Origin of the sequence: Curtobacterium caseinilyticum, assembly GCF_030363035.1 — a bacterium.
Taxonomy (GTDB): domain Bacteria; phylum Actinomycetota; class Actinomycetes; order Actinomycetales; family Microbacteriaceae; genus Curtobacterium; species Curtobacterium caseinilyticum.
The window spans coordinates 1-20,627 of the sequence record NZ_JAUCMN010000013.1; the positions used below are offsets into that span (position 1 = coordinate 1).

Genomic DNA, 20,627 nt, shown 5'->3' on the forward strand with positions numbered 1-20,627 from the left:
CCGCGGGACACCACCGCACCACGACGCGAAGGCGCCGCACCCCGACCCCGGGACGCGGCGCCTTCCGCACGTGCACCAACGACGTGCACCGGCCGCAGCGCACCAGCCGCGGTGCATCGGTCTGCCGGCCGTGACACGCCGGCAGCGACCCCGGTGAACGATCCGCCGCGCTGTCTCGTCGTCCGGGCATGGGACTCCGCACACGCACGAAGGTCATCATCGGCATCGCCACCGGTGTCGTCGTCATCGGCGCCGCCGCCGTCATCGCCGGCCCGGTCATCTACGCGAACACCGTCAACGGCCAGGCCGCCGCCGCCCCCTCGCTCAGCGCCGCGCCCTCGGGTTCCGGCGGTGCGCTCGACCAGCAGCAGGCCGACGGCACGTGGAAGAGCACCGGCACCTCCTACGCCGGGTACCGCGTGCACGAGGTCCTGCAGGGGAATGATGTGGAGGTGGTCGGACGGACGAAGGACGTGCAGGGCACCGCCACGGTCGACGGCGGCTCGCTCACGAAGGCGACCGTCACCGTGCAGGTCGCGAAGATCACCACGCCCGAGTCGGCCCGCGACGAGTACTTCCGGAGCACCGCCCTGCAGACCGACCGCTACCCGACGGCGACGTTCGAGCTGACGGAGCCGGTCGACGTCTCGAAGGCGCTCGACGGCAGCACGCAGGACGTCACGCTCACCGGCACGATGGACCTGCACGGCGTCGAGGAGCCCGTCACCGCCGACGCGCAGGTCGCCGTGACGAAGACCGGGTCCGTCCAGGTCGTCGGCTCGGTCCCGATCACGTTCGCCGACTTCGGCGTGCAGGCCCCGTCACTCGGCTTCGTCACCGTGGACGGGAAGGGCTCCGTCGAGTTCTCCCTCGACCTGGCGAAGTGACCGTGACGAGCCGTTCCGCCGACGAGCTGCTGGCGACGCTGTACCGCGAGCACGGCGACGCGCTCACCCGGTACGTCCGGCACCTGACGCGGGACGGTTCGACCGTCGAGGACGTCGTGCAGGAGACGATGGTCCGGGCCTGGCAGCGACCGGCCGTGCTCGAACGGGCACCCGACAGTGCACGCGCCTGGCTCTTCACGGTCGCACGGAACCTGGTCGTCGACGATGCCCGGTCCGCTCGGAACCGCCGCGAGCACGGTTCCGAGCACCCCGTGGACCGCGCGGAGGCCGACCGCACCGACGCCGTGCTCGACCGCATCGTGGTCGCGGACGCGCTCGCGTCGCTCAGCCCGGAGCACCGGCGCGTGGTGGTCGACGCCTACTGGCTGGGCCACACCGTGCCGGAGATCGCACGACGACACGACATCCCCGAGGGCACCGCGAAGTCGCGGCTGCACTACGGGTTGCGAGCCCTCCGGCTCGCGCTGCAGGAACGAGGAGTGACCCGATGAGCGTGGACCCGACTGCGCACGACCGCTACGTGGAGTGGGACGCCGCGTACGTCCTCGGCTCGCTGCCGCCGGACGAGCGGCTCGAGTACGAGCGGCACCTCGAGACCTGCGCCCGCTGCACGGCCGCGGTCGCCGAACTGGTCGGCCTGCCCGGCCTGCTCGCGAAGCTGCCGGCCGACCAGGCGGTCGAGATCGCGGAACCGGACGGGAGGCACGACACCCGTCCCGAGAGCACGCTCGCCTCCGTCGCACACCGCGTCCGCCACCGGCGGAGACGTCGTCGGGTCTGGGTCGCGGCGACCGCGGGGCTGGCGGTCGTCGCCGCCGTGCTCGGCGGCCTCGCCGTCGGCACCGCCGCCGACCGCGGCGGGGCGGTGCAGGCGGGCGCTCCGGTGCGGTCCTCGTCGCCGACGGTCCCGGGCAGCGGTGACCGCTACACGATGACCGGCGCGCAGGGCCTCGACGTCGACCTGGCGGTCAGCGGCGAGCAGTGGGGCACCCGGTTCGACTGGGGCTGCTCGTACGGCGGCAAGGAGTGGTCGGCGGACGGTTCGGTGATGTACGACCTCGTGGTCGTGCGGACCGACGGCTCGGTGCAGACCGTGGCGTCCTGGTCGGCCGCCGGTGCCGAGGCCCGTGGTCTCTCGGCGTCGACCGACATCCCCCGGGACGACATCGCCGAGGTGCAGGTCCGGCTGCGCGGGGAACGCGGCTCCCTCGTCAGCACCGACCTCTGATCCGCACGAGGTCGAGGGTCGCGGGATGATGGTGGGGTGACCCGCGCCCGGACCGTGCTCGACGCCGTCGTCGACGCGGTCGGACGCTCCGGCTTCCGGGCGCACGGTCTGCACGTCCTGGTCGGCGACGACGCCGCCGAGCACCACTGGTCGCCCGACGTCCGCCGCGACGTGCACTCCGTCGCCAAGGGGGTCGCGGTCCTCGCCGCGGGCATCGCCGTGGCGGACGGTGCGCTCGCGCTCGACGAGCCGGTCGCCGCAGTGCTGCCGGACGTCGAGCTCGGCGCCGGGGTCGACCGGGTGACGCTCCGGCACCTCCTCACGATGACCAGCGGCGTCGACATGCCGTGGTCGCCGACCGAGACGACCGACTGGCCGGACCTGGCGCGGGAGTTCCTCGCCCGACCGACCGCCGGCCGGCACTTCCAGTACGCGAACGCGAGCACCTACACCGCGATGCGGGTCCTCGCCGCGCGGGTCGGCGACGTCGGCGCGTTCGTGCAGGACCGGCTGTTCACCCCGCTCGGCATCACCGACGTGGTCTGGGACCGCTGCCCCCTCGGGTACGTCGTCGCCGGCGGCGGGCTGTGGTTGCGCACCGCCGAGGTCGCCCGGATCGGTCGCCTGCTCCGTGACCGTGGGACGGCCGACGGTCGGCAGCTCGTCCCCGCGCCGATCGTCGACGCGATGCACGGCGACTGGGTGCGGGCGGGCACGGGCCCCGCCTACGACCGCTACGCGCTGGCCGGCTGGGGTGGTCCGGGTCGGCTGTGGCGACTGCACGGCGCACACGGACAGCTCGTGCTCCTGGACCCGCACGCCGACGCCGTGGTGACGGTCACCGCCGACGACCACGAACGGGCGGACGCGACCGCGGCCACGATCGCCACGCTGCTCGCCGACGTCGTACCGAGCGGCAGCGCGGGCCGCTGAGCCGGTGCGACGGGCCCGCCGTCCGGTGGGGTCAGTCCTCCGGGTCCACCGGGCCGAGCGCGTCGAGGACGCGCTGCGAGACGGACCGCAGGGTGCCCGCATCGGTCCCCACGGGCCTCCAGAACAGCTGCTCGAGTGCCGCCGTGTGCGCGCGGATCCCGGCGAGCACCGCCCGCCGGCCCTCCGTGGTCATGGTGACCCAACTGCCCCGGCCGTCCGTCGGGCAGTCCGCCCGCGCGACGAGCCCGCGGCCGACCATCCGGGTGACCTGGTGGCTCACGCGCGACTTCTCCCAACCGATGCCGGCGGCGACGTCGCGGACGCGCAGTCGGTGGTCGGGATCGCGGTGCAGACCGATCAGGATCTCGAACTCCGGGATCGAGATGCCGGCGCCCTCCTGCACGGCGTGGTCGAGCGCGCGGTCGAGTCGCCGCCAGACGTCGTGGAAGGCATCCCAGGTCGCCCAGTCGTGCCCCTCGCCGCCCTGCTCCGCCATGACCGTCAGCGTAGCCAGCAGGACCCGTCCGGAGCACGAGGATCATCCGTTCGGCTGACTCCACGCCGACGTTCGGCGCGCTCAGAGGTCACGTCGGGGGCCCGGCATACGATCGGTCCATGCCGACCCCGCACCTCCGAGACTGCACCGACGACGTGGTCGCACTGGCGCAGGGGTGGATCGAGCAGACGCGCGACGTGAAGCCCGAACCCGCCGCGGCACGCCTGGCCGAACTCGTCGCCGACGAGCGCGGTCTCGACTTCGCGCGGGGGTTCGTCGACGTCGTCGTCCGGCCGGAGGACCCCCGGGTCGTCGCACGGAACCTCGAACGGGCGAGCCGGACGGTGCCCGAGGACCTCGCGTGGTGGCTCCGCGGTGCCGTCACGGTCGGCGGCGGGTTCGCGACCATGGCCCCGTGGGCGGTCGTGCCGTCCGCGCGCAAGGTGCTCCGGCGCCTCGCGGGCCACCTCGTCGTCGACGCGACCCCCGCCAGGACCCCCGCCGCGCTCGCGAGGATCGGCGGCCCGGGGACCCGGGTCGACGTCGACCTGCTCGGTCCCGCCGTCCTCGGTCCGGTCGGTCGCGACCGGCGGCTCGCGGCCCTCGACGAGCTCGTGCGTCAGGACGTCCCGGCGTTGACCGTCGACCTCGGCACGGTGCTGCCGCCGTGGTCGCCGTGGGACCTCGACACGGCCGTCGCCGACGCCGTCGAGCACCTCACCCCGCTCTTCCGCACGGCCGCCGACCGCCCGGTACCGCCGGTCGTCACGCTGCAGCCCGGCGACGCGCGCGACCTCGACCGGACGGTCGCCGTCCTGCGTGCCCTGCTCGACCAGGACGGCACCGCGGGGCTGACCGCGGGCGTGGCACTGCCCGCAGAGCTCCCCGAGTCGTTCGACGCCCTGCAGGAACTCACCGCCTGGGCACGTCGACGGCGGGCCGACGGTGGCGCACCCGTGCGCGTCCGCATCACCAAGGGCACGCTCCTGGCCGCCGAGCGGGTCGACGCCGTCCTGCGCAGCCGCCCCCTCGCCGTCACCGCCGACCGGCGGACGACCGACACCGCGTACCTGCGGCTCCTCGACACGGCGATCGACCCCGACCGGACCGGTGCCGTGCACGTCGGGGTCGCCACGCACGACCTCTTCGCGCTGGCGACCGCGCACGTGCTCGCCGACCGTCGCGGGGTGACGGACGCGGTCGAGCCCGAGCTGCTCCTCGGCAGCACCCGGCCCGCCGACGTCCTGCGCGGCGCCTTCGGACGGGTCGTCGTCGGGGTGCCGCTCGTGCGTCCGGACACGTTCGACGCCGCCGTGCCGTTCCTCGCACGGCGCCTGCGCGAGGTCGCCGATCCGGTCACCACCGACCTCGCCGCCACCGACCAGGCCGGCGTGGACCGAGCGGTCGCCGCGCACGTCGACGCCGTCGCCGCCCTCGTCCGGCCGGCACCTCCGACGCGACGGACCCAGGACCGTCGGCAGCCGCCGGCGGAGCCGGTCCGGCTCGACCGGTCCGAGAACACGCGGGACACCGACCCCTCGACGCCCGGCAACCGCGCCTGGGCGGCCGAGGTCCTCGGACGCGTGCCCGGCTCCCAACGCGGCGCGGCGACGATCCGGAGCGCCCGGATCACCGACCGCGGTCGGCTCGAACGCCTGGTCTCGCGCACCGCACAGGCCGGGGCGAACTGGGGGCGCCAGGACCCGGACGACCGGGCCGAGCTCTTCGACCTGATCGGGCACGCGCTCGAGGCCCACCGCGGCGCCCTCGTCGAGACGATGATCGCCGAGGTCGGACTCACCCTCACCGAGGCGGACGGCGAGGTCAGCCGGGCCGTCGACACCGCGGCCCACGCCGCCGACCGCGCTCGGCACCTGGGCGACGTCACCGGGGCGGTCCCCGCGCCGCCGCGCCTCACGGTGGTCGTCCCCTCGTGGAGCGCGCCGCTCGTCGACGCCGCCGACGGGGTGCTCACGGCGCTCGCCGCGGGCAGCGGGGTCGTGCTCCGACCGGCGACCGCTGCCCGCCGCACCGGGGCGGTGTTCGCCGACGTGCTCTGGGACGCCGGGGTCCCGCACTCCCTGCTGCAACTCGTCGACCTCGACGGCAGCGACCTCGCCCGTGACCTCGTCGCGCACCCCGCCGTCGACCGGGTCGTCCTCACGGGGACGCCCGAGACCGCCCGGTCCTACCGCTGGTGGCGTGCCGACCTGCCCCTCGTCGCCGAGCTCACCGGAGTCGTCACCGCGGTCGTGACCCCCTCTGCCGACCTCGACCGCGCCGTGCAGGACGTCGTCGCCTCGGCGTTCGTGCGTGCCGGGCAGTCCGCGGCGTCGGTGTCGTCGCTCGTGCTCGTCGGCTCGGTCGGCGACAGCAGGCGCTTCCGCGAGCAGCTCGCCGACGCGGTCCGCGGGCTGCGCACGGCCTGGCCGACGGACCCGTCCGCACAGGTCGGGCCGCTCGTCGCAGAACCGACCGGTGCGGTCCGGACGGCACTGACCGAGCTGCGGCCGGGGGAGTCCTGGCTCGTCGAACCCGTGCAGCTCGACGACACCGGACGGCTCTGGTCGCCGGGCATCCGCGAGGGGGTCCGACCCACCGCCGACCTCTCCCGTTCGGCCGTGCCGGCTCCCGTGCTCGACGTCGTCCGCGTGGAGACACTCGACGACGCGATCGCCCTGCAGCACTCGGTGGACGGCGGCTCCATCGCGGCGCTGCACACGCTCGATCCGGACGAGGTCGCGACCTGGTCCGACCGCACCCGCGCCGGCGTGCTCGTGGTCGACCGCCCGACGACCGGCGCGCGACCCGGACGCCAGCCCGTCGGCGGCTGGCGCGGCACCGCCGTGGGGCCGACCGTGCACCGCGGTGGACCGCTGTCCGTCGTCGGTGCGGATCGTTGGCAGCCCACCGAACGCCGTGCGCACCGGAGCATCCAGCTGCAGGGCCTCGGCAACCGCGTCACCGCGGTCATCGAGGCCGCCCGCGCCGGACTGTCCTTCGAGGAGTTCGACCGCGTCCGGGCCGGGGCCGAGAGCGACGCCGCCGCGCGCGCCTCGCTCTACGGACGCTCGCGGGACACCGCGGACCTCGGCGTCGAGCGCAACGTCATCCGGTTCCGCCCGCAGTCCGTCGTCGTGCGTCAGTCGACGGGGGTCGGTGCCGGGGACCTGGTCCGGGTGCTCGCAGCGGCGACCGCCGCTCGTGCGCACGTGCTCCTGAGCACGGCACGCCCGCTGCCCGCCGAGCTGTTGCCGCTGTTCTCCGTCGCCCGTTCACCGCTCGACGTGGTCGACCACGTGGTCGAGGACGATGCCGCGTTCCTGGCCCGGGCGGCCTCGGGCGCGCTGCTGCAGGACGGGTGGTCGGACGCCACCGAGCAGGAGCTCGACCCGCTCGACCTCGTGCTCGCGCAGGGTGCGGAGCCCCGCAGGCACACGGCGTTCGGCGGACCGGGGTCACGTGTCCGGTTGCTCGGGGGCGACCCGCGTGCCCTCGAGGCCGCACTGGGTGCCGGCACCGAGACGACCATCCACGACGACCCGGTGGTCGAGTCGGGCCTGGTGGAGATGCTGCACTTCCTCCGCGAGCAGACGGTGTCCGTCACCGCACACCGGCACGGCGACGTGTCGACGGCGTTCAGCCGTCTGCGGCTCTGACCGTCCCGGGTTGCCGGGCGGCAGGGCGCGCTCCGCTCTGAGGAGGGCACGTGGTCGGCGGCGTAGCGTCCGGGACATGAACGCACGAGCGAACGACGACGAGGTCCAGACCGCCCCGGTGATGGACGGTGCCACCGAGGCGACCAACGAGGAGAAGCTGTCCGGCCTGGTCGAACAGGTCGAGCACGACCACGGCGACGAGGGTGCCGGCGTGATGGCCGACCACCTGCGCGACCGCATGGACGAGACCGGGGTCGAGGAGGAGCAGCCGATCGACGAGGTCGAGTAGTCCGAGCGGACCACGCTGCTCCGCTCGGACTGCTGCGGTCAGCGGCGGCCCGAGCGGCCCCTCCAAGTGCCGACGAGGCCGACCTCGAGCGCCGTCAGGAGCACGGCGACGACGAGCTGCCTGGTGGCGAAGCCCCGGGTCTGCCGGTCGAGTGCGATGAGCGGCACCATCGTGATGCCGTGCGTTGCGTCGACCGCGGCACCGAGCACGTGCGCCTCGGGCGTCTGCGCCCGCACCAGCAGTGCCGCCTGCGCGAGCTGCCGGACGCCGAGGACCCGGGCGAACACGGCGACCCGGCCCGAGGACCGACCGGAGGCGACGAGGTGCGCGAGGCTGATGCCCGCGCGGAGCCCCTCGACCCAACGCGCCCGGTCGACGCGAGTCCGACGGCTGCGGCGGCTCATCGGCGCTTCCCCGCGGCGATGGCGAGCGCTCCGGCGGCCCCGAGGGCTGCGCCGATGATGCCGTTGCCGAGCCGGCGGTGTTCCACCCACCAGGTCTGCGGGGACCAGGCGTGCGCAGCGTCGTCGAAGACACCGTGCGCGCCGTGGTCGCCCGGTACCGGGTCGTACAGGTTGGTCGGCAGGGACTCGCCGTCCTTCTGCTCGGCCTGCTGCCCGCTCACCAGGGTCTTCGCCGCGTACCAGTCGGCGAACCGCCCGCTGATCCGGTTGCCCAGGATCGTGTAGACCGTGGACTCGCCGACCCAGGTCCGGCGGCGGGGCCGTTCGGCGGTCGCCGCGATGGCCCGGGCACCGACCTCCGGCTGGTAGATCGGTGCCACCGGCTGGGGGTGGTGCGGCAGCAGCGACTTCACCCAGTTGAACTGGATCGTGTTGAGCGCCGGCATGTCGACGCGGCTGACGGCCACCTTGCTGCCCTGTGCCGTGAGCTCGGAGACGACCGACTCGGTGAAGCCGACGATGGCGTGCTTGGAGCTGCAGTACGCCGACTGCAGGGGGATGCCGCGGAAGCCGAGGGCCGACCCGACCTGGATGACGTGGCCACGATCGCGGGGGACCATGCGCGAGAGCGCCGCCCGGGTGCCGTGCACGAAGCCGAGGAAGTTGACGTCGAGACCGCGCTCGAAGTCCTCGGGCTCGGTGTCCATGAACCGGCCGAAGACCCCGACCATCACGCAGTTCACCCAGAGGTCGATCGGTCCGAGCTCCTGCTCCGCCCGGTCCGCGGCAGCCTCGACGGCGTCCCGGTCGGCCACGTCGGCGATCAGTGCGAGCCCGCGGCGGCCGGTCGCCTCGACCTCGCCGACGGCGGCCTCGACCCCGTCGCGCCCGCGGGCGAGGACGGCGACGTCCCACCCGCGCGAGGCGAGTTCGCGGACGGTCGCCCGCCCCAGTCCAGCCGAACCACCGGTCACCACTGCCACTCGCGTCATGCTCCCCTTGTACGCATCACGCGGCGAGGGCGCGTCCAGCCGCCGTACCCCGTGTGCCGTCCGGGGGACCGGACCCGGGGGCATGATGGCGCCGTGACCACGCAGGACGACGACCCGACGCAGGACGCGCCTCCCGGCTGGGTGCTGCGCACGCCGACCCGGCGTCGGGAGGTGTGGGCCCTGCCCGCCCTGCTGCTCGTGCTCGCCGGGGTGGCGGTCCTGGTCGGGGACTCGTTCGGCGACCTGCTCGCGAGGGGCACCGGCGTGATCACAGCGGTGGTCGCAGTCGCGGGGGCGGTCGCGATGTTCGTCTCCGGTCGGCACGCGTACGCGCAGCAGACGTGGGGCGCGTCGTGGGACCTCCACCGCACGATGGTCGTCGTGGGTGTGACGACCGGAGCCGTCGTGATGGTCGCGAGCCTGGTCGTCGGTCTGCCGTTCGCGACCTCGATCGGGATCATCGCCGGGTTCTCACAGATCGGGCGCTTCACCCGTTCCGTCCCGCGCTACGACCTGTCGGCGGTCGCCTCGGCATTCCTCGTCGTCACCGTGTCGTGCGTCGTGCTCGTCGTGCTGGGACTGGTGACGCCCGAACAGCCCGTGCTGCCCCGGTGGCGGGGTGCCGTCTGGGTCGGGGGAGGGTCCGCCTTCGCGCTGTTGGCCGCCGTGCTCGCCTTCGTGCACGTCAGTCGGGCTGCCCGGGCACCGCTGGAGTGAGCAGGCTCGGTGGTGGCCGACCGACCCCGACCGCCCGTCAGCCCTCCACTGCCCGACGAGCCGTCGCCAGGTGCGCCCGGACCCGCAGCAGCTCGGGTTCCTCGTCCGGTGCCTGCGGGATCGCCCGCAGGGAGAACGACTCGACGACGTCCGGACCGAACAGCACGCACACCGAGGACCCGCCGAACCGGAAGTACCCGAGCTCGTCGCCCTTGCCGATCCGGGCGCCCGCCTCGACCCCGTCGCCGATCACGCACGAGGACACGTCCGACATCCCGATGAACACGACGGCGATCGTGCCGATGGTGGGGTCGTCCGCGTCGATGAGCACGATCGCCCGGGTCGCGACGTGCGCCAGGTACCCCTGCGACAGCTGCGGTTCCGCGGCCTCGTTCCCCTGCGACGACGCCTCGGAGTAGTACGTGCCCGGCTCGACCCACGCGCGGAGCACGGTCCCGCTCACCGGGCTGTGCCACCGGTGGTACTCGAGGGCGCTCAGGAAGGCCTGCCACACCGTCCCGTCGACGAACAGGTCCGCGGTCTCGTCGCCGGCCAGGAGCTCCTCGACCGAGTAGGGCTCCGCCTTCGCCCAGAACTCGTCGAGCCGGTGGACACCGCTGGCGATGCGGTAGGGGGTCGCCTCGCACGGGCTCACCACCACCGCGTCGTCGTCCGGCGCGGCGACGGGCCGTTCGCCGTCGCGGAAGCGCCGCGTGAAGAAGTCGTTCCACGACCCGAAGCCCCAGTGCTCGGCGTCGGGGTCGTGCTCGAACTGGTCCATGCCGACCGCCCGACGAGCGGCGTCGCTGCACCAGCCGGAGGGCGAGTCGACGAGCACCTCGAGCGACTTGTCGCTCGACAGGAAGTCGCACCACCCCTGCAGGATCGAGCGGAGGGCGTCGTTGACCCGCGGGTCGCGGTAGAACGCGAAGCCGGCGGGCGTGGCCTTCGTCCAGTCGAGCACCCCGTCGAGCGGGGTCATCACCATCTGCTCGTCGCTGTACTCGGGCGCGGTCGTGATCACCTCGTCGACGAGCTCGAGCAGCTCCCCGAACGAGTCGAGGTGCCGGTCCTGGTACTCGCGACCAGCGGGGACCTGCTCGATCATCTGGTGCGCGTGCATGCGCAGCACCGGATCACCCTCGACGAGGTCGCGGAACGCGGACACCGCCGGGTGCAGCGCTCGGTCGGGATCCCGCTCCTGGTGCCGTTCGCGGCGGCCACGGAGCCAGGCCTCGAGCCCGCTCTGGTCCTGCGGGAGCCAGCCCGCTCGGCGTCGGACGTCCTGCTGCTGCGTTCCACCGGTCACCACTCGAACCGTACCCACGGTCGCCCGGTACCGTCCCGAGCCCACACACCGCGGGCCCCACCGATCCACGACCGGAGGGGCCCGCGGTGTGTGGGCGTGCCGTCAGCGGACGAGGGTGACGTCCACGGCCTGCACGACGTCCCACGCGCTGCCGGTCGACTTCGACTTCGCGAGGAACGTGACCTTGTACGTGCCCGGCCGCTGGTAGAGCTCCGCGGTGAAGTGGCCGTCGGACACGGCGAACTCGCCCGCGCGCTTGCCGTTCACCAGGACGAGGACGCTCCGGCCGGGCGCGGTCCCGGTGAAGGTGGCGAACCCGTCGGCGTCGAGCTGCACGGTGCCCGACTGGTCGATCGCGAGCGGGACGTCCGGCGTGCCCGGGTCGACGACGTCCCCGACGGTGACGGAGCGGACCTCGTGGGCGACGGCTCGTCCGCCGGGCTGTTCGGCGAGCTCGAAGACGAGGGTGTGGTCGCCGTCGGGGATGCGGGCGTCGAGGGTCCAGCGGCCGTCGTGGACCTCGGCGGTGCCGAGGCGGCCGGCGCTGCCGTCGACGGTGACGAAACCCGCGGAAGCCTTGCCGCTGAGGGTCACGATGCCGTTCTCGTCGGGCAGGGTCGCACCGTTCGCGACGTCGACCGCGAACGAGGCCGGGTCGACCTGCTCGCCGCCACCCTGCTCGCCACCGCCACCGCCACCGGCTCCGGGCTCGCCGTGGTCCCAGACGTCGACAGCGGGCTCGGACCGCTTCGCACCGAGCTGCTGTCGGGCGGACACCTCGTTGCGGCCCTGGACGAAGTGGACGCGGACGGTGGCGATGCCGTTCTGGTCGGCGACCGCGTCGTGCGTCTGCCCGTTCGCCTCCACGGTCACGGTCGCACCCGGCAGCGCCTCGTAGCGGACGTCGTGGTCCAGGACGCCGTGCCGGATCTGGCGTTCGCGCTGCTCGGCCTCCCGGTCGGTCGTCCGGTCCGCCGGAGCCGACAGCGGCATCGCGCTGAAGTCGATGTCGACCGCGCGGTTGCCCTGGCCGGCGACGTCGAGGGTGAAGTGCGCCGTGTCCTCCCCCGTGGGCTTGATCCAGAACCAGGCGGGCTTCGCGGCCGTCGCGGACTCGACGTCGAGGACCTCGCCGGCGTCGTCGAGGAGTCGGACGTCGGCCGAGGCGCTCACGAAGGCCTTCACGATGACGTACTGCGCGCCGCTGTCCGAGCGGGGGGTCTGTGTGACGTCCGTGATGACCGGCGTGCTGCGTTCCGTTGAAGCGGACGCCGCAGGAGGTGCGTCCGCGGCAAAGGCGCTCGTGGTGGCAGCGCCGGTCGTGAGGCAACTGGCGAGGACGACGGCGGTTCCGACGGCGACGGGGTGGAGCTTCATGCTGTTCCTTCCGAGGAGACGATCGTCTCGGAAGGATGACACGCCTGGGATACCGTATGCTAAATGCATCCCGAGCGTGATGGTTCGCGGTGCTCGCGAGCGCTGTCAGGACCCGACGCCGAAGCGCGTGGTCACCCCCGGCGAGTACAGCACCGAGTCCGGCTCGAGTCCCGAGAGCCCGGCTGGCAACCCCGCCGCCGCGACCAGGTCGTCCCGCAGGGTCACGAGCGACGCCCGGTGCAGCGGCCACGACTCGTGCTCGTTCGGCCAGTACCGGGTGGCTCCCACGCGGCGCACGTGCATGCCCCATCGTGCGGTGAGGAACGTCTCCAGGGGCGTCGGCTCCGTCACCGCGTCGCCGACCCGCACGTCGAACCGCGACCGCAGGTGCGTCCCGTGCCTGCGCATCGCGTAGCCGACGCGGCCGTCGCCCGAGCGGACCTCGGCATGTGCCCACCAGTACGGCAGGCCGGTCGCGACCCGTGCGCCGACGGTCGGCAGGAGCTTGCCCGCGTCGAGCGACAGGAACGCGACACCCCGCCGGCCCTGGTCGTCGCGCGTGTAGACGCGGACGTTCACCTCGACGAAGTCGCCGACGCGACCGGCGCGACCGAGCGGTCCGAGCGGCGGGAACCGGGTGTCGGTGAAGCGGAAGCCGATCAGCCCGACCCAGGTGGTCGCACCGTCGTCGGTCCCGTCGGCTGCCATCGTGTCCGGTCGTGCGCCGGCCGGCAGCAGCGGTGCCACCGCTGACACGTCGACACGCCAGTGCACGAACACCACGTCGAGCCAGTCCTGCGAGATCCACGGTCGTCCACGCAGCGGCGGTGCCTCCGGGGAGACGGCCGGGAGGCCCGGCTCGGCCCCGCCGGTCCGGCCGGCGGTCACGAGGTGCTCGCGTCGTCTGCGGGGGTCGTCACCCCCAGATCGTCCCACCCGGTCTGCGGCGTCGCACAGGTCCCTCGGAACACGTACTGCGACGGGCGCTTCCGCTCGTTCGACACCCAGTCGATCGCGGGGCGCCGACGTTCCGGCGGCAGGTACCCGATGCGGTACACGGCCATCAGCTCGAGCTCCGGCGGGACCGCGAGCAGTTGCTCGACCTCGGCCCACGCCTCCTCGATCTCCATCGGGAAGGACACGAACTGGATGCCGAGGCCGAGCTCGGTCGTCGCCAGCCAGACGTTCTCCATCGCCGCGCCCATGCTGAACACGGAGTAGAAGGCGTTGCGCGCCTCCTTCCGGTACTCGTCACGGTCGAGCATCACGCCGAGCAGCATCGGCGACCCGGCGACGAGCTTCCGGTTCTCCTCGCCGAGGGTCTGCGGCACCCGGAGCGCGTTCATCATCAGCTGCCCGCGCTTCGTGAACACCTGCTTCGTGAACGGCTTGAGCGGGCCCGGCAGCTTGTCGAACAGCATGCCGTCGCGGCGCTCGTCCATCTCGGCCTGCGAGAACCGGAAGTACGGACGGTACCGCTCGAAGAACGAGCCCTCGGCCATGGTCCGGGTCATCGACCTGCCGCTGATGTCGGCGATCCGGTCGATGGTGTCGCGCTCCTCGACGATCACGAACCGCCAGGGCTGGCTGTTGAGCTGCGACGGCGCGCGCCCGGCGAGCTCCACGAGGAGCCGCTGGTGCTCCTCGGACACCGGGTCGGGCAGGAACGCCCCGTTGGTCGTGCGCCGACGTCGGATCGCCTCGAACAGCTCCACGGATCACCCTCCTGGTCGCCCGCGTGCGAGCAGCGCCCCCAGGTAGGACGGTGCCGCGGCGACCGCGGTCTTCCAGTGTGCTCCGGTGCGGGGGTTCGTCCGTGGAGCGAGCGCGAGCGGCACCAGCGCGGGCAGCAGGAACAGCGCGGAGCGGTCCCGGGTCCACACCGGGGTGGTCGCGGCGACCCCGGTGAGGGTGGCGGTGACCACGAACAGTCCGTGGTGCACGACGCGGAGCTTCTTGGTCCGGATCACGCGGACCGCGACGGCGGTGCCCCACAGGCAGTTCGCGACGTAGGCGGCGGATGCGGCGGTGACCAGGCGGCGGGCCGCCGGCGGACGTGCGGGAGCCGAGCCGTGCCTCCCGGCCGTCCTCCCGTGTCCCACGACCGCGACCCTACGCCGGTCGTTCCTGGCTGCCTCGCGAAACGCAACGTCGGCGGTTCCTCGCAGCGCCGTACCGCTGCGCACTGTCGGCGGGGTTGCGTCTTGCGGGAGGGGCTAGGCGGACTCGCGGGAGACGAGCTTCGACAGGACGATCGCGCTGCGGGTGTGGTCGACCTGCGGGGCCAGGCGCACCCGGTCGAGCGCCAGTTCGAGCGCGGGCAGGTCGCGCGAGCGCATGTGCACCACGGCGTCGGCGCTGCCGGTGACGGTGCCGGCGTCGACCACCTCGGGCACGGTGTCGAGCAGCGTCCGGAGCTCGTCGGGGGAGACGGTGCCGCGGCAGTAGAGCTCGACCCAGGCCTCGGTCCCGCGGTCCTCGACAGCGGGGTCGACCTTGATCGTGAAGCCCTGGATGACCCCGTCGGCGACCAGCCGGTCGACGCGACGCTTCACCGCAGAGGCCGAGAGTCCGACCACCGACCCGATGTCGCCGTAGCCAGCTCGGGCGTTCTCCCGGAGCTGGTCCAGGATGCGGTGGTCGAGCGTGTCCATGTTCGTCAATCGTACGCGGGCTTCTTGCGAGCCAGGTGCGCTCGACGCAGGAATCGTGCGTCACCCGAACGGGTGCCATGCGCTCGCGGAGCCGGTACTGCACCGACCGGACCGTTCGTGCAAGACTCTCCGCAGGCGTCGACCTGGTCCGCCTCCGGCGAGTGAGCCTGCATCTCGTCGGAGCTCTCCCGTGGTGGTTCCTGGCAGGCTCGGGCCCCGGTCCCAGGAGGACTGATGTCGAACACCGCAACCGAACCGCAGGCAGCACCGGCCCGTGTCGCCACGAAGCGCACGATCCTGATGTGCAAGCCGACGCACTACACGGTCAGCTACCGGATCAACCCGTGGATGCACCCGGAGGAGCCGACCGACACGTCGAAGGCCGTCGAGCAGTGGCAGTCCCTCGTCGACGTCTACGAGCAGCTCGGCTTCGACATCTCGTACATCGAGCCGATCGAGGGCCTGCCCGACATGGTCTACGCGGCCAACGGCGGGTTCGTGCTCGACGGTGTCGCGTACGGCGCCAAGTTCCAGTACCCCGAGCGCCAGCCCGAGGGCCCCGCGTACATGGACTGGTTCCGCAGCGCCGGCCTGACCGTGGCCGAGCCGCGCGAGACCAACGAGGGCGAGGGCGACTTCCTGCTCATCGGCGACACGATCTTCGCCGGTACCGGCTTCCGCTCCGACAGCACCTCGCACGAGGAGCTCGCCGAGATCTACGGCCGCGAGGTCGTCACGCTCAAGCTGATCAACCCGAGCTTCTACCACCTCGACACCGCCATCGCCGTGCTCGACCCGGAGCCCGACGCTTCCGGCCGATCGAACATCGCCTACCTCGAGAGCGCCTTCGACGAGCCCTCGCTGGCGATCCTGCGCGAGCGCTTCCCGGACGCGATCATCGCGACCGAGGAGGACGCCGCGATCCTCGGCCTCAACTCGTACTCCGACGGGTACAACGTCGTGATCGCTTCGCGGGCCGTGCGGTTCGCCGAGCAGCTGCGCGAGAAGGGCTACAACCCGATCGGTGTCGACCTGTCCGAGCTCCTGCTCGGCGGCGGCGGCGTGAAGTGCTGCACGCTCGACCTGCACCCCGTCGGCACCGGCACCTCGGTCGCGCGGTAGCCGTGAGCACCGCGACCGGAGCCGGCGCCCACCAGGGTGTCGGCACGTCCGGCGACGCCGCCACGTCCGGCGCCGCTGCTGCGCTCGGTGGCGCCACCGCCGCTGCGCTCGCCGTCGAGGACCGCTCCCTCGCCCACAACTACAGCCCGCTGCCGGTCGTCATCGCGTCCGGCCAGGGCGCCTGGGTGACGGACGTCGACGGCAAGCGCTACCTGGACGGACTCGCCGCGTACTCCGCGGTGAACTTCGGCCACGGCAACCCCCGCCTGCTCGACGCCGCACGGACCCAGCTCGACAAGGTCACGCTGACGAGCCGCGCGTTCGTCAACGACCGGCTCGGCCCGTTCGCGTCGGCGCTCGCCGCGCTGACCGGCACCGACCTCGTCCTCCCGATGAACACCGGAGCCGAGGCGGTCGAGTCCGCGATCAAGGTGTCCCGTGCCTGGGGGTACCGCGTCAAGGGCGTCCCGGCCGGGCAGGCCACGATCGTCGTCGCGTCCGGGAACTTCCACGGCCGCACCACGACGATCGTGTCGTTCTCGGACGACCCCTCGGCGCGCGAGGACTTCGGGCCGTACACGCCCGGCTTCCGCACCGTGCCCTACGGCGACGCAGCGGCCCTGCGCGAGGCGATGGACGAGACCGTCGTCGCCGTGCTGCTCGAGCCGATCCAGGGCGAGGGTGGGGTCGTCATCCCGCCCTCCGACTACCTGCCGGCCGTGCGCGCGGTCTGCGACGAGTTCGGCGCACTGTTCGTCGCCGACGAGATCCAGTCCGGGCTCGGACGCACCGGGCACACCCTCGCGGTGGAGCGTGTCGGCGTCCGGCCGGACCTCATCACGCTCGGCAAGGCGCTCGGCGGTGGCATCGTCCCGGTGTCCGCGGTCGTCGGCTCCCGCGAGGTGCTCGGTGTCCTGCGTCCGGGCGAGCACGGCTCGACGTTCGGGGGCAACCCGCTCGCGGCCGCCGTCGGGTCCGAGGTCGTCGCGATGCTCGGCGAGGGCACCTTCCAGCAGCGGGCGCTCGACGGGGAACCGCTGCTCCGCGGGCTGCTCGACGAGCTCGTCGGTCGCGGGGTCGTCGCGCACCGCGTGGCCGGGCTCTGGGCGGGGATCGACATCGACCCCGCGCTCGGCACCGGCAAGGAGATCGCCCACGACCTGGCCGACCGCGGCGTGCTCGTGAAGGACACGCACGGGTCGACGATCCGTTTCGCGCCGCCGCTCGTCGTCACCGACGACGAGGTGCGCCTGGCGATCGGGACCCTCGGCGAGGTGCTGGCCGCGCGCTAGCCGCGACCCCACGACGGACGGGAGGCGCGGTGCCAGCTGGCACCGCGCCTCCCGTCCGTCCCGCTGCGGGTCAGCGCACCTGCCAACGCTCCACGAGCTCGTCCATCAGCCCGTCGAGCCGCTCGTCCGTGACCTGGCGCGACGGGTCGGCGTCGAACCACGCGACGATCTCCCGCGCGCCCTGCCGGATCGAGGTCGTCTGCGCGAACTCCGGCACGAGCGTCTGCACCTTCGTGTTGTCGAACACCGACGTGTTCGCCTTGTCGCCGAGCAGGCTCGCGCCCCAGTCGGCGTCGACCGCGTTGATCGCGTCCGCCGGCACGTGCACGAGCTGCAGGTCCTCGACGCCGGCCGCGGCCGCCAGCTCGTGCGCGATCTGGTTCCACGTCGGCGCCTCGTCGCCCGTGATGTGGAACGCCTCGCCGATCGCCTCGGCCCGGTCGAGCAGCCCGACGAAGCCGACGGCGAAGTCACGCGCGTGCGTGATCGTCCACAGCGAGCTGCCGTCGCCGGTCACCACGATCGGCTTCCCCGCACGCATCCGCCCGAGCACGGTCCACCCGCCGGAGAACGGCACGAGCGTCTCGTCGTAGGTGTGCGACGGACGGATGATCGTCATCGGGAAGTCGTCCTCGCGGTACGCCTTCGTGAGCAGGTCCTCGCACGCGATCTTGTCCCGGGAGTACTGCCAGAACGGGTTCTTCAGCGGCGTCGACTCGGTGATCGGCAGGTGCGTCGCGGGCGTCTGGTACGCCGAGGCCGACGAGATGAACACGTACTGCCGCGTCCGCCCGGTGAACACCTCGATGTCCCGCTGCACCTGGTCCGGCGTGAAGGCCACGAAGTCGATGACGACGTCCCACCGCTGGTCGCCGATCGCGGCTTCCAGCGCGGTGCGGTCCGACACGTCGGCCTGGAGGCGCGTCACGCTCTCCGGGATCGGCCGCTTGTCGGTCTCACCCCGGTTGAGCACGGTGACGTCGAACCCCTGCTCGACGGCTTCGCGGACGCACGCGGCGCTGATGATGCCGCTGCCGCCGATGAACAGCACGCTCGGTCCCGACATGGATGCTCCTTCGCTCCCGGCGGTGCCGCTGTGCACCGCGCCCCTGCGATCCTGCCCCTCAGCCGCTGGGTCGGGCGTCGAGGACGGCGCGGAGCGACGTCACGTCCGCTGCCCACTCGGCGGCGGCCGGGTGGATCCAGCCGAGCAGTTCGAGCGCGTCGTCGAGGTCGCGGTGGAGGTCGCGCTGGTGGACGGGTTCGTGGTGGGCGGCGCGGTTCCGAACGAAGTGCAACTGTTGCATGCGAGCCCGGACCTGACGCTGCCGTGTCAGGACGTCGGGCGGACCACAGGGGAATGCGCGGTGCAGAGCCGGCGTCCAGAGCGACGTGAGGTAGCGGGACTCGACCAGGTACCGCCAGAAGCCGAACGAGAGTTCCGCCAGCACACGACCGTGCACTTCCGGGCGCCTTCCCCCGCGCGTCGCTCTGTCCCGGGCCTTCGCGAGGTCGCGGCGGCCTGGTCGGTCCAACGGTGCGACGTCGAACCACGTCGCCCGCTGACGTCGAGATGCTGCCCATGACCGTAACTCGGCGTCCATGACGTTCCTCGCCACGACCTCGACGACACCGGTCAACTCCGTCACGGCTGCAGCGGCCCGCATGTTCCACTCGTAGAGCCGGAGCGCTCCCGCAAGCCGCCCCGCAGATCGCTCGTAGGACGCCAGCCGATCCCTGGTGAGAACCTCGACGAGCGTGTCGTCGCGTGTCACGAGCCGTCCTTCCACCGACGATCCCCCTTCGTGTAGCATCGCTCCCGAAGACCCCGGAACGATCACTGGCCTCGGCCACATCGCCGGGGTTTCGTCTTGCCCCGAACAACTGATACTTCACCGTACCCGTCGCACCGCGAACGGTGGAAGCGGCACGGCTGCCGCGGACTACCGTCACGGGCGGGGCGCACCGACGCGCTCCACGACAGGAGTGAACGCACATGGAGTACCGATACCTCGGCAACTCGGGCCTCAAGGTGTCCGAGATCACCTACGGCAACTGGCTCACCCACGCCTCCCAGGTCGAGAACGACGCGGCGATCGCCTGCGTCCGCGCCGCCCTCGACGTCGGCATCTCGACGTTCGACACCGCAGACGTCTACGCGAACACCGGTGCCGAGACCGTCCTCGGCGAGGCGCTCAAGGGGGAGCGGCGCCAGTCGCTCGAGATCGCGACGAAGGTCTTCGGTCCGACCGGCCCGAAGGGGCACAACGACACCGGACTCTCGCGGAAGCACATCCTCGAGTCGATCGACGGGTCGCTCGAGCGCCTGCAGACCGACTACGTGGACCTGTACCAGGCGCACCGCTTCGACCACGAGACGCCGCTCGAGGAGACGATGCAGGCGTTCGCGGACGTCGTGCGCCAGGGCAAGGTCCTGTACGTCGGCGTCTCCGAGTGGACCGCCGACCAGCTCCGCGCCGGCGCCGCACTCGCGAAGGACCTCGGCTTCCAGCTCATCTCGAACCAGCCGCAGTACTCGGCCCTCTGGCGCGTCATCGAGGGCGAGGTCGTCCCGGCCTCGAAGGAGCTCGGCATCTCGCAGATCGTCTGGTCCCCGATCGCCCAGGGTGTCCTGACGGGCAAGTACCAGCCCGGTCAGCCGCTGCCCGAGGGTTCGCGTGCCACGGACGACAAGGGTGGCGCGAAGATGATCGAGCGCTTCATGAACGACGAGGTGCTCACCGCCGTGCAGGAGCTCAAGCCCGTCGCCGACGAGCTGGACCTGTCGATGGCGCAGCTCGCGGTCGCGTGGGTGCTGCAGAACGAGAACGTGGCGTCGGCGATCATCGGTGCGTCGCGCCCGGAGCAGGTGCACGACAACGCCGGTGCTGCCGGGGTGCGGATCCCCGCGGAGCTCATGTCCCGCATCGACGACGCGCTCGGCTCGGTCGTGGAGCGCGACCCGGCGAAGACGAACGAGAGCTCGCCGAAGACCCGCGAGGTCTGAGCCTGACGGCACCCCGCAGTGGTGTCGAACCACGAACCCGACGTCGAACCAGCCGCACGCCCTGGTTCGACGTCGGGAACGTGGTTCCACCCACGGGACCGAGACGGGGCCGAGCAGACTCCGGGAACGCAAAAGAGCCCCTCACTCTCGTGAGGGGCTCTTCACCGTGGCTGGACACGGCATCGATCCGTGGACCTTTCGATTTTCAGTCGAACGCTCTACCAACTGAGCTATCCAGCC

Annotated in this window: 21 protein-coding genes and 1 tRNA gene; 10 read left to right on the forward strand and 12 right to left on the reverse strand. The window is 72.6% G+C overall.

Annotated features, from left to right (window positions below; all coding sequences use genetic code 11):
* Positions 1 to 188 precede the first annotated feature (188 nt).
* Genes QUG93_RS14955 through QUG93_RS14970 form a run of 4 tightly spaced genes read left to right on the forward strand, consistent with a single transcriptional unit; the run spans position 189 to position 3,069 of the window.
* A complete protein-coding gene (locus QUG93_RS14955) occupies positions 189 to 887 on the forward strand; it encodes a YceI family protein (protein WP_289475225.1) in 699 nt (232 codons plus the stop codon).
* A complete protein-coding gene (locus QUG93_RS14960; RefSeq protein ID WP_111227920.1) occupies positions 884 to 1,399 on the forward strand; it encodes a sigma-70 family RNA polymerase sigma factor in 516 nt (171 codons plus the stop codon). Before QUG93_RS14955 ends, QUG93_RS14960 begins: the two co-directional genes overlap by 4 nt.
* Complete coding sequence (locus QUG93_RS14965; protein WP_289475227.1) at positions 1,396 to 2,136, forward strand: anti-sigma factor family protein; 741 nt, start codon at positions 1,396 to 1,398, stop codon at positions 2,134 to 2,136. Before QUG93_RS14960 ends, QUG93_RS14965 begins: the two co-directional genes overlap by 4 nt.
* Before the next feature lie 36 nt (positions 2,137 to 2,172).
* Positions 2,173 to 3,069 (forward strand): serine hydrolase domain-containing protein, encoded by an 897-nt coding sequence (locus tag QUG93_RS14970; RefSeq protein WP_289475230.1) that lies wholly within the window; start codon positions 2,173 to 2,175, stop codon positions 3,067 to 3,069.
* Between the two features lie 31 nt (positions 3,070 to 3,100).
* Here the strand turns inward: QUG93_RS14970 and QUG93_RS14975 are convergent, their stop codons facing one another.
* Complete coding sequence (locus QUG93_RS14975) at positions 3,101 to 3,565, reverse strand: MarR family winged helix-turn-helix transcriptional regulator (RefSeq protein ID WP_289475232.1); 465 nt, start codon at positions 3,563 to 3,565, stop codon at positions 3,101 to 3,103.
* A gap of 119 nt (positions 3,566 to 3,684) precedes the next feature.
* Between QUG93_RS14975 and QUG93_RS14980 the strand changes: the two genes are divergently transcribed.
* Together QUG93_RS14980 and QUG93_RS14985 are read left to right on the forward strand one after the other, a co-directional pair.
* Positions 3,685 to 7,224, forward strand: a complete 3,540-nt coding sequence (locus QUG93_RS14980; RefSeq protein WP_289475234.1) for a proline dehydrogenase family protein — start codon at positions 3,685 to 3,687, stop codon at positions 7,222 to 7,224.
* A 76-nt stretch (positions 7,225 to 7,300) separates the two neighbouring features.
* Positions 7,301 to 7,513, forward strand: coding sequence for a hypothetical protein (locus tag QUG93_RS14985; protein ID WP_289475237.1), 213 nt, complete (start codon positions 7,301 to 7,303; stop codon positions 7,511 to 7,513).
* Positions 7,514 to 7,551: 38 nt separating this feature from the next.
* Here QUG93_RS14985 and QUG93_RS14990 read toward each other — a convergent pair whose 3' ends face one another.
* Positions 7,552 to 7,917: a hypothetical protein gene (locus tag QUG93_RS14990; protein ID WP_289475239.1), complete on the reverse strand. Its 366-nt coding sequence runs from the start codon at positions 7,915 to 7,917 to the stop codon at positions 7,552 to 7,554.
* Positions 7,914 to 8,909 carry an SDR family oxidoreductase gene (locus tag QUG93_RS14995; protein WP_289475240.1) on the reverse strand — a complete coding sequence of 332 codons (996 nt, stop codon included), beginning with the start codon at positions 8,907 to 8,909 and terminating at the stop codon, positions 7,914 to 7,916. Before QUG93_RS14995 ends, QUG93_RS14990 begins: the two co-directional genes overlap by 4 nt.
* 93 nt (positions 8,910 to 9,002) lie before the next feature.
* Between QUG93_RS14995 and QUG93_RS15000 the strand changes: the two genes are divergently transcribed.
* Positions 9,003 to 9,626: a hypothetical protein gene (locus tag QUG93_RS15000; protein WP_289475243.1), complete on the forward strand. Its 624-nt coding sequence runs from the start codon at positions 9,003 to 9,005 to the stop codon at positions 9,624 to 9,626.
* A 37-nt stretch (positions 9,627 to 9,663) separates the two neighbouring features.
* Here QUG93_RS15000 and QUG93_RS15005 read toward each other — a convergent pair whose 3' ends face one another.
* The 6 genes from QUG93_RS15005 to QUG93_RS15030 all read right to left on the reverse strand — a co-directional run bounded on the left by QUG93_RS15005 (position 9,664) and on the right by QUG93_RS15030 (position 14,966).
* Positions 9,664 to 10,935, reverse strand: a complete 1,272-nt coding sequence (locus QUG93_RS15005; protein ID WP_289475245.1) for a phosphatidylserine decarboxylase family protein — start codon at positions 10,933 to 10,935, stop codon at positions 9,664 to 9,666.
* A gap of 102 nt (positions 10,936 to 11,037) precedes the next feature.
* Positions 11,038 to 12,312 (reverse strand): hypothetical protein, encoded by a 1,275-nt coding sequence (locus QUG93_RS15010; protein ID WP_289475248.1) that lies wholly within the window; start codon positions 12,310 to 12,312, stop codon positions 11,038 to 11,040.
* A gap of 105 nt (positions 12,313 to 12,417) precedes the next feature.
* A complete protein-coding gene (locus tag QUG93_RS15015; protein ID WP_289475249.1) occupies positions 12,418 to 13,200 on the reverse strand; it encodes a YqjF family protein in 783 nt (260 codons plus the stop codon).
* Positions 13,197 to 14,027: a nitroreductase family protein gene (locus QUG93_RS15020; protein WP_289475252.1), complete on the reverse strand. Its 831-nt coding sequence runs from the start codon at positions 14,025 to 14,027 to the stop codon at positions 13,197 to 13,199. Before QUG93_RS15020 ends, QUG93_RS15015 begins: the two co-directional genes overlap by 4 nt.
* A 3-nt stretch (positions 14,028 to 14,030) precedes the next feature.
* Complete coding sequence (locus tag QUG93_RS15025; RefSeq protein WP_289475255.1) at positions 14,031 to 14,414, reverse strand: hypothetical protein; 384 nt, start codon at positions 14,412 to 14,414, stop codon at positions 14,031 to 14,033.
* Positions 14,415 to 14,528: 114 nt separating this feature from the next.
* Positions 14,529 to 14,966 (reverse strand): Lrp/AsnC family transcriptional regulator, encoded by a 438-nt coding sequence (locus QUG93_RS15030; RefSeq protein WP_058729711.1) that lies wholly within the window; start codon positions 14,964 to 14,966, stop codon positions 14,529 to 14,531.
* Positions 14,967 to 15,200: 234 nt separating this feature from the next.
* Between QUG93_RS15030 and ddaH the strand changes: the two genes are divergently transcribed.
* Together ddaH and rocD are read left to right on the forward strand one after the other, a co-directional pair.
* Complete coding sequence (ddaH, locus tag QUG93_RS15035; protein WP_289475258.1) at positions 15,201 to 16,088, forward strand: dimethylargininase; 888 nt, start codon at positions 15,201 to 15,203, stop codon at positions 16,086 to 16,088.
* Positions 16,089 to 16,090: 2 nt separating this feature from the next.
* Entirely contained in the window at positions 16,091 to 17,380 is a 1,290-nt protein-coding gene (gene rocD, locus QUG93_RS15040) for an ornithine--oxo-acid transaminase (RefSeq protein WP_289475260.1), read from the forward strand.
* Between the two features lie 70 nt (positions 17,381 to 17,450).
* Here rocD and QUG93_RS15045 read toward each other — a convergent pair whose 3' ends face one another.
* Positions 17,451 to 18,446, reverse strand: a complete 996-nt coding sequence (locus QUG93_RS15045) for an SDR family oxidoreductase (protein ID WP_289475262.1) — start codon at positions 18,444 to 18,446, stop codon at positions 17,451 to 17,453.
* A gap of 58 nt (positions 18,447 to 18,504) precedes the next feature.
* On the reverse strand, positions 18,505 to 19,221 hold the full coding sequence (locus QUG93_RS15050) for a hypothetical protein (protein WP_289475266.1): 717 nt from the start codon (positions 19,219 to 19,221) through the stop codon (positions 18,505 to 18,507).
* 155 nt (positions 19,222 to 19,376) lie between these two features.
* Here QUG93_RS15050 and QUG93_RS15055 point away from each other — a divergent pair, with 155 nt between their 5' ends.
* The gene (locus tag QUG93_RS15055; protein ID WP_289475269.1) at positions 19,377 to 20,387 is read left to right on the forward strand and encodes an aldo/keto reductase family protein; all 1,011 of its coding nucleotides are present in this window, start codon (positions 19,377 to 19,379) and stop codon (positions 20,385 to 20,387) included.
* Between the two features lie 167 nt (positions 20,388 to 20,554).
* On the opposite strand, the gene QUG93_RS15060 is transcribed toward QUG93_RS15055, so the two are convergent.
* Positions 20,555 to 20,627: transfer RNA gene (locus tag QUG93_RS15060), tRNA-Phe, on the reverse strand.

Excerpts from the sequence above, each read along its gene's own strand:
- QUG93_RS14955 (WP_289475225.1), top strand. The coding sequence starts at position 189 with ATGGGACTCCGCACACGCACGAAGGTCATCATCGGCATCGCCACCGGT.
- QUG93_RS14965 (WP_289475227.1), top strand. The coding sequence starts at position 1,396 with ATGAGCGTGGACCCGACTGCGCACGACCGCTACGTGGAGTGGGACGCC.
- QUG93_RS14975 (WP_289475232.1), bottom strand. The coding sequence starts at position 3,565 with ATGGCGGAGCAGGGCGGCGAGGGGCACGACTGGGCGACCTGGGATGCC.
- QUG93_RS14980 (WP_289475234.1), top strand. The coding sequence starts at position 3,685 with ATGCCGACCCCGCACCTCCGAGACTGCACCGACGACGTGGTCGCACTG.
- QUG93_RS14985 (WP_289475237.1), top strand. The coding sequence starts at position 7,301 with ATGAACGCACGAGCGAACGACGACGAGGTCCAGACCGCCCCGGTGATG.
- QUG93_RS14990 (WP_289475239.1), bottom strand. The coding sequence starts at position 7,917 with ATGAGCCGCCGCAGCCGTCGGACTCGCGTCGACCGGGCGCGTTGGGTC.
- QUG93_RS14995 (WP_289475240.1), bottom strand. The coding sequence starts at position 8,909 with ATGACGCGAGTGGCAGTGGTGACCGGTGGTTCGGCTGGACTGGGGCGG.
- QUG93_RS15010 (WP_289475248.1), bottom strand. The coding sequence starts at position 12,312 with ATGAAGCTCCACCCCGTCGCCGTCGGAACCGCCGTCGTCCTCGCCAGT.
- QUG93_RS15030 (WP_058729711.1), bottom strand. The coding sequence starts at position 14,966 with ATGGACACGCTCGACCACCGCATCCTGGACCAGCTCCGGGAGAACGCC.
- ddaH (WP_289475258.1), top strand. The coding sequence starts at position 15,201 with ATGTCGAACACCGCAACCGAACCGCAGGCAGCACCGGCCCGTGTCGCC.
- QUG93_RS15045 (WP_289475262.1), bottom strand. The coding sequence starts at position 18,446 with ATGTCGGGACCGAGCGTGCTGTTCATCGGCGGCAGCGGCATCATCAGC.
- QUG93_RS15055 (WP_289475269.1), top strand. The coding sequence starts at position 19,377 with ATGGAGTACCGATACCTCGGCAACTCGGGCCTCAAGGTGTCCGAGATC.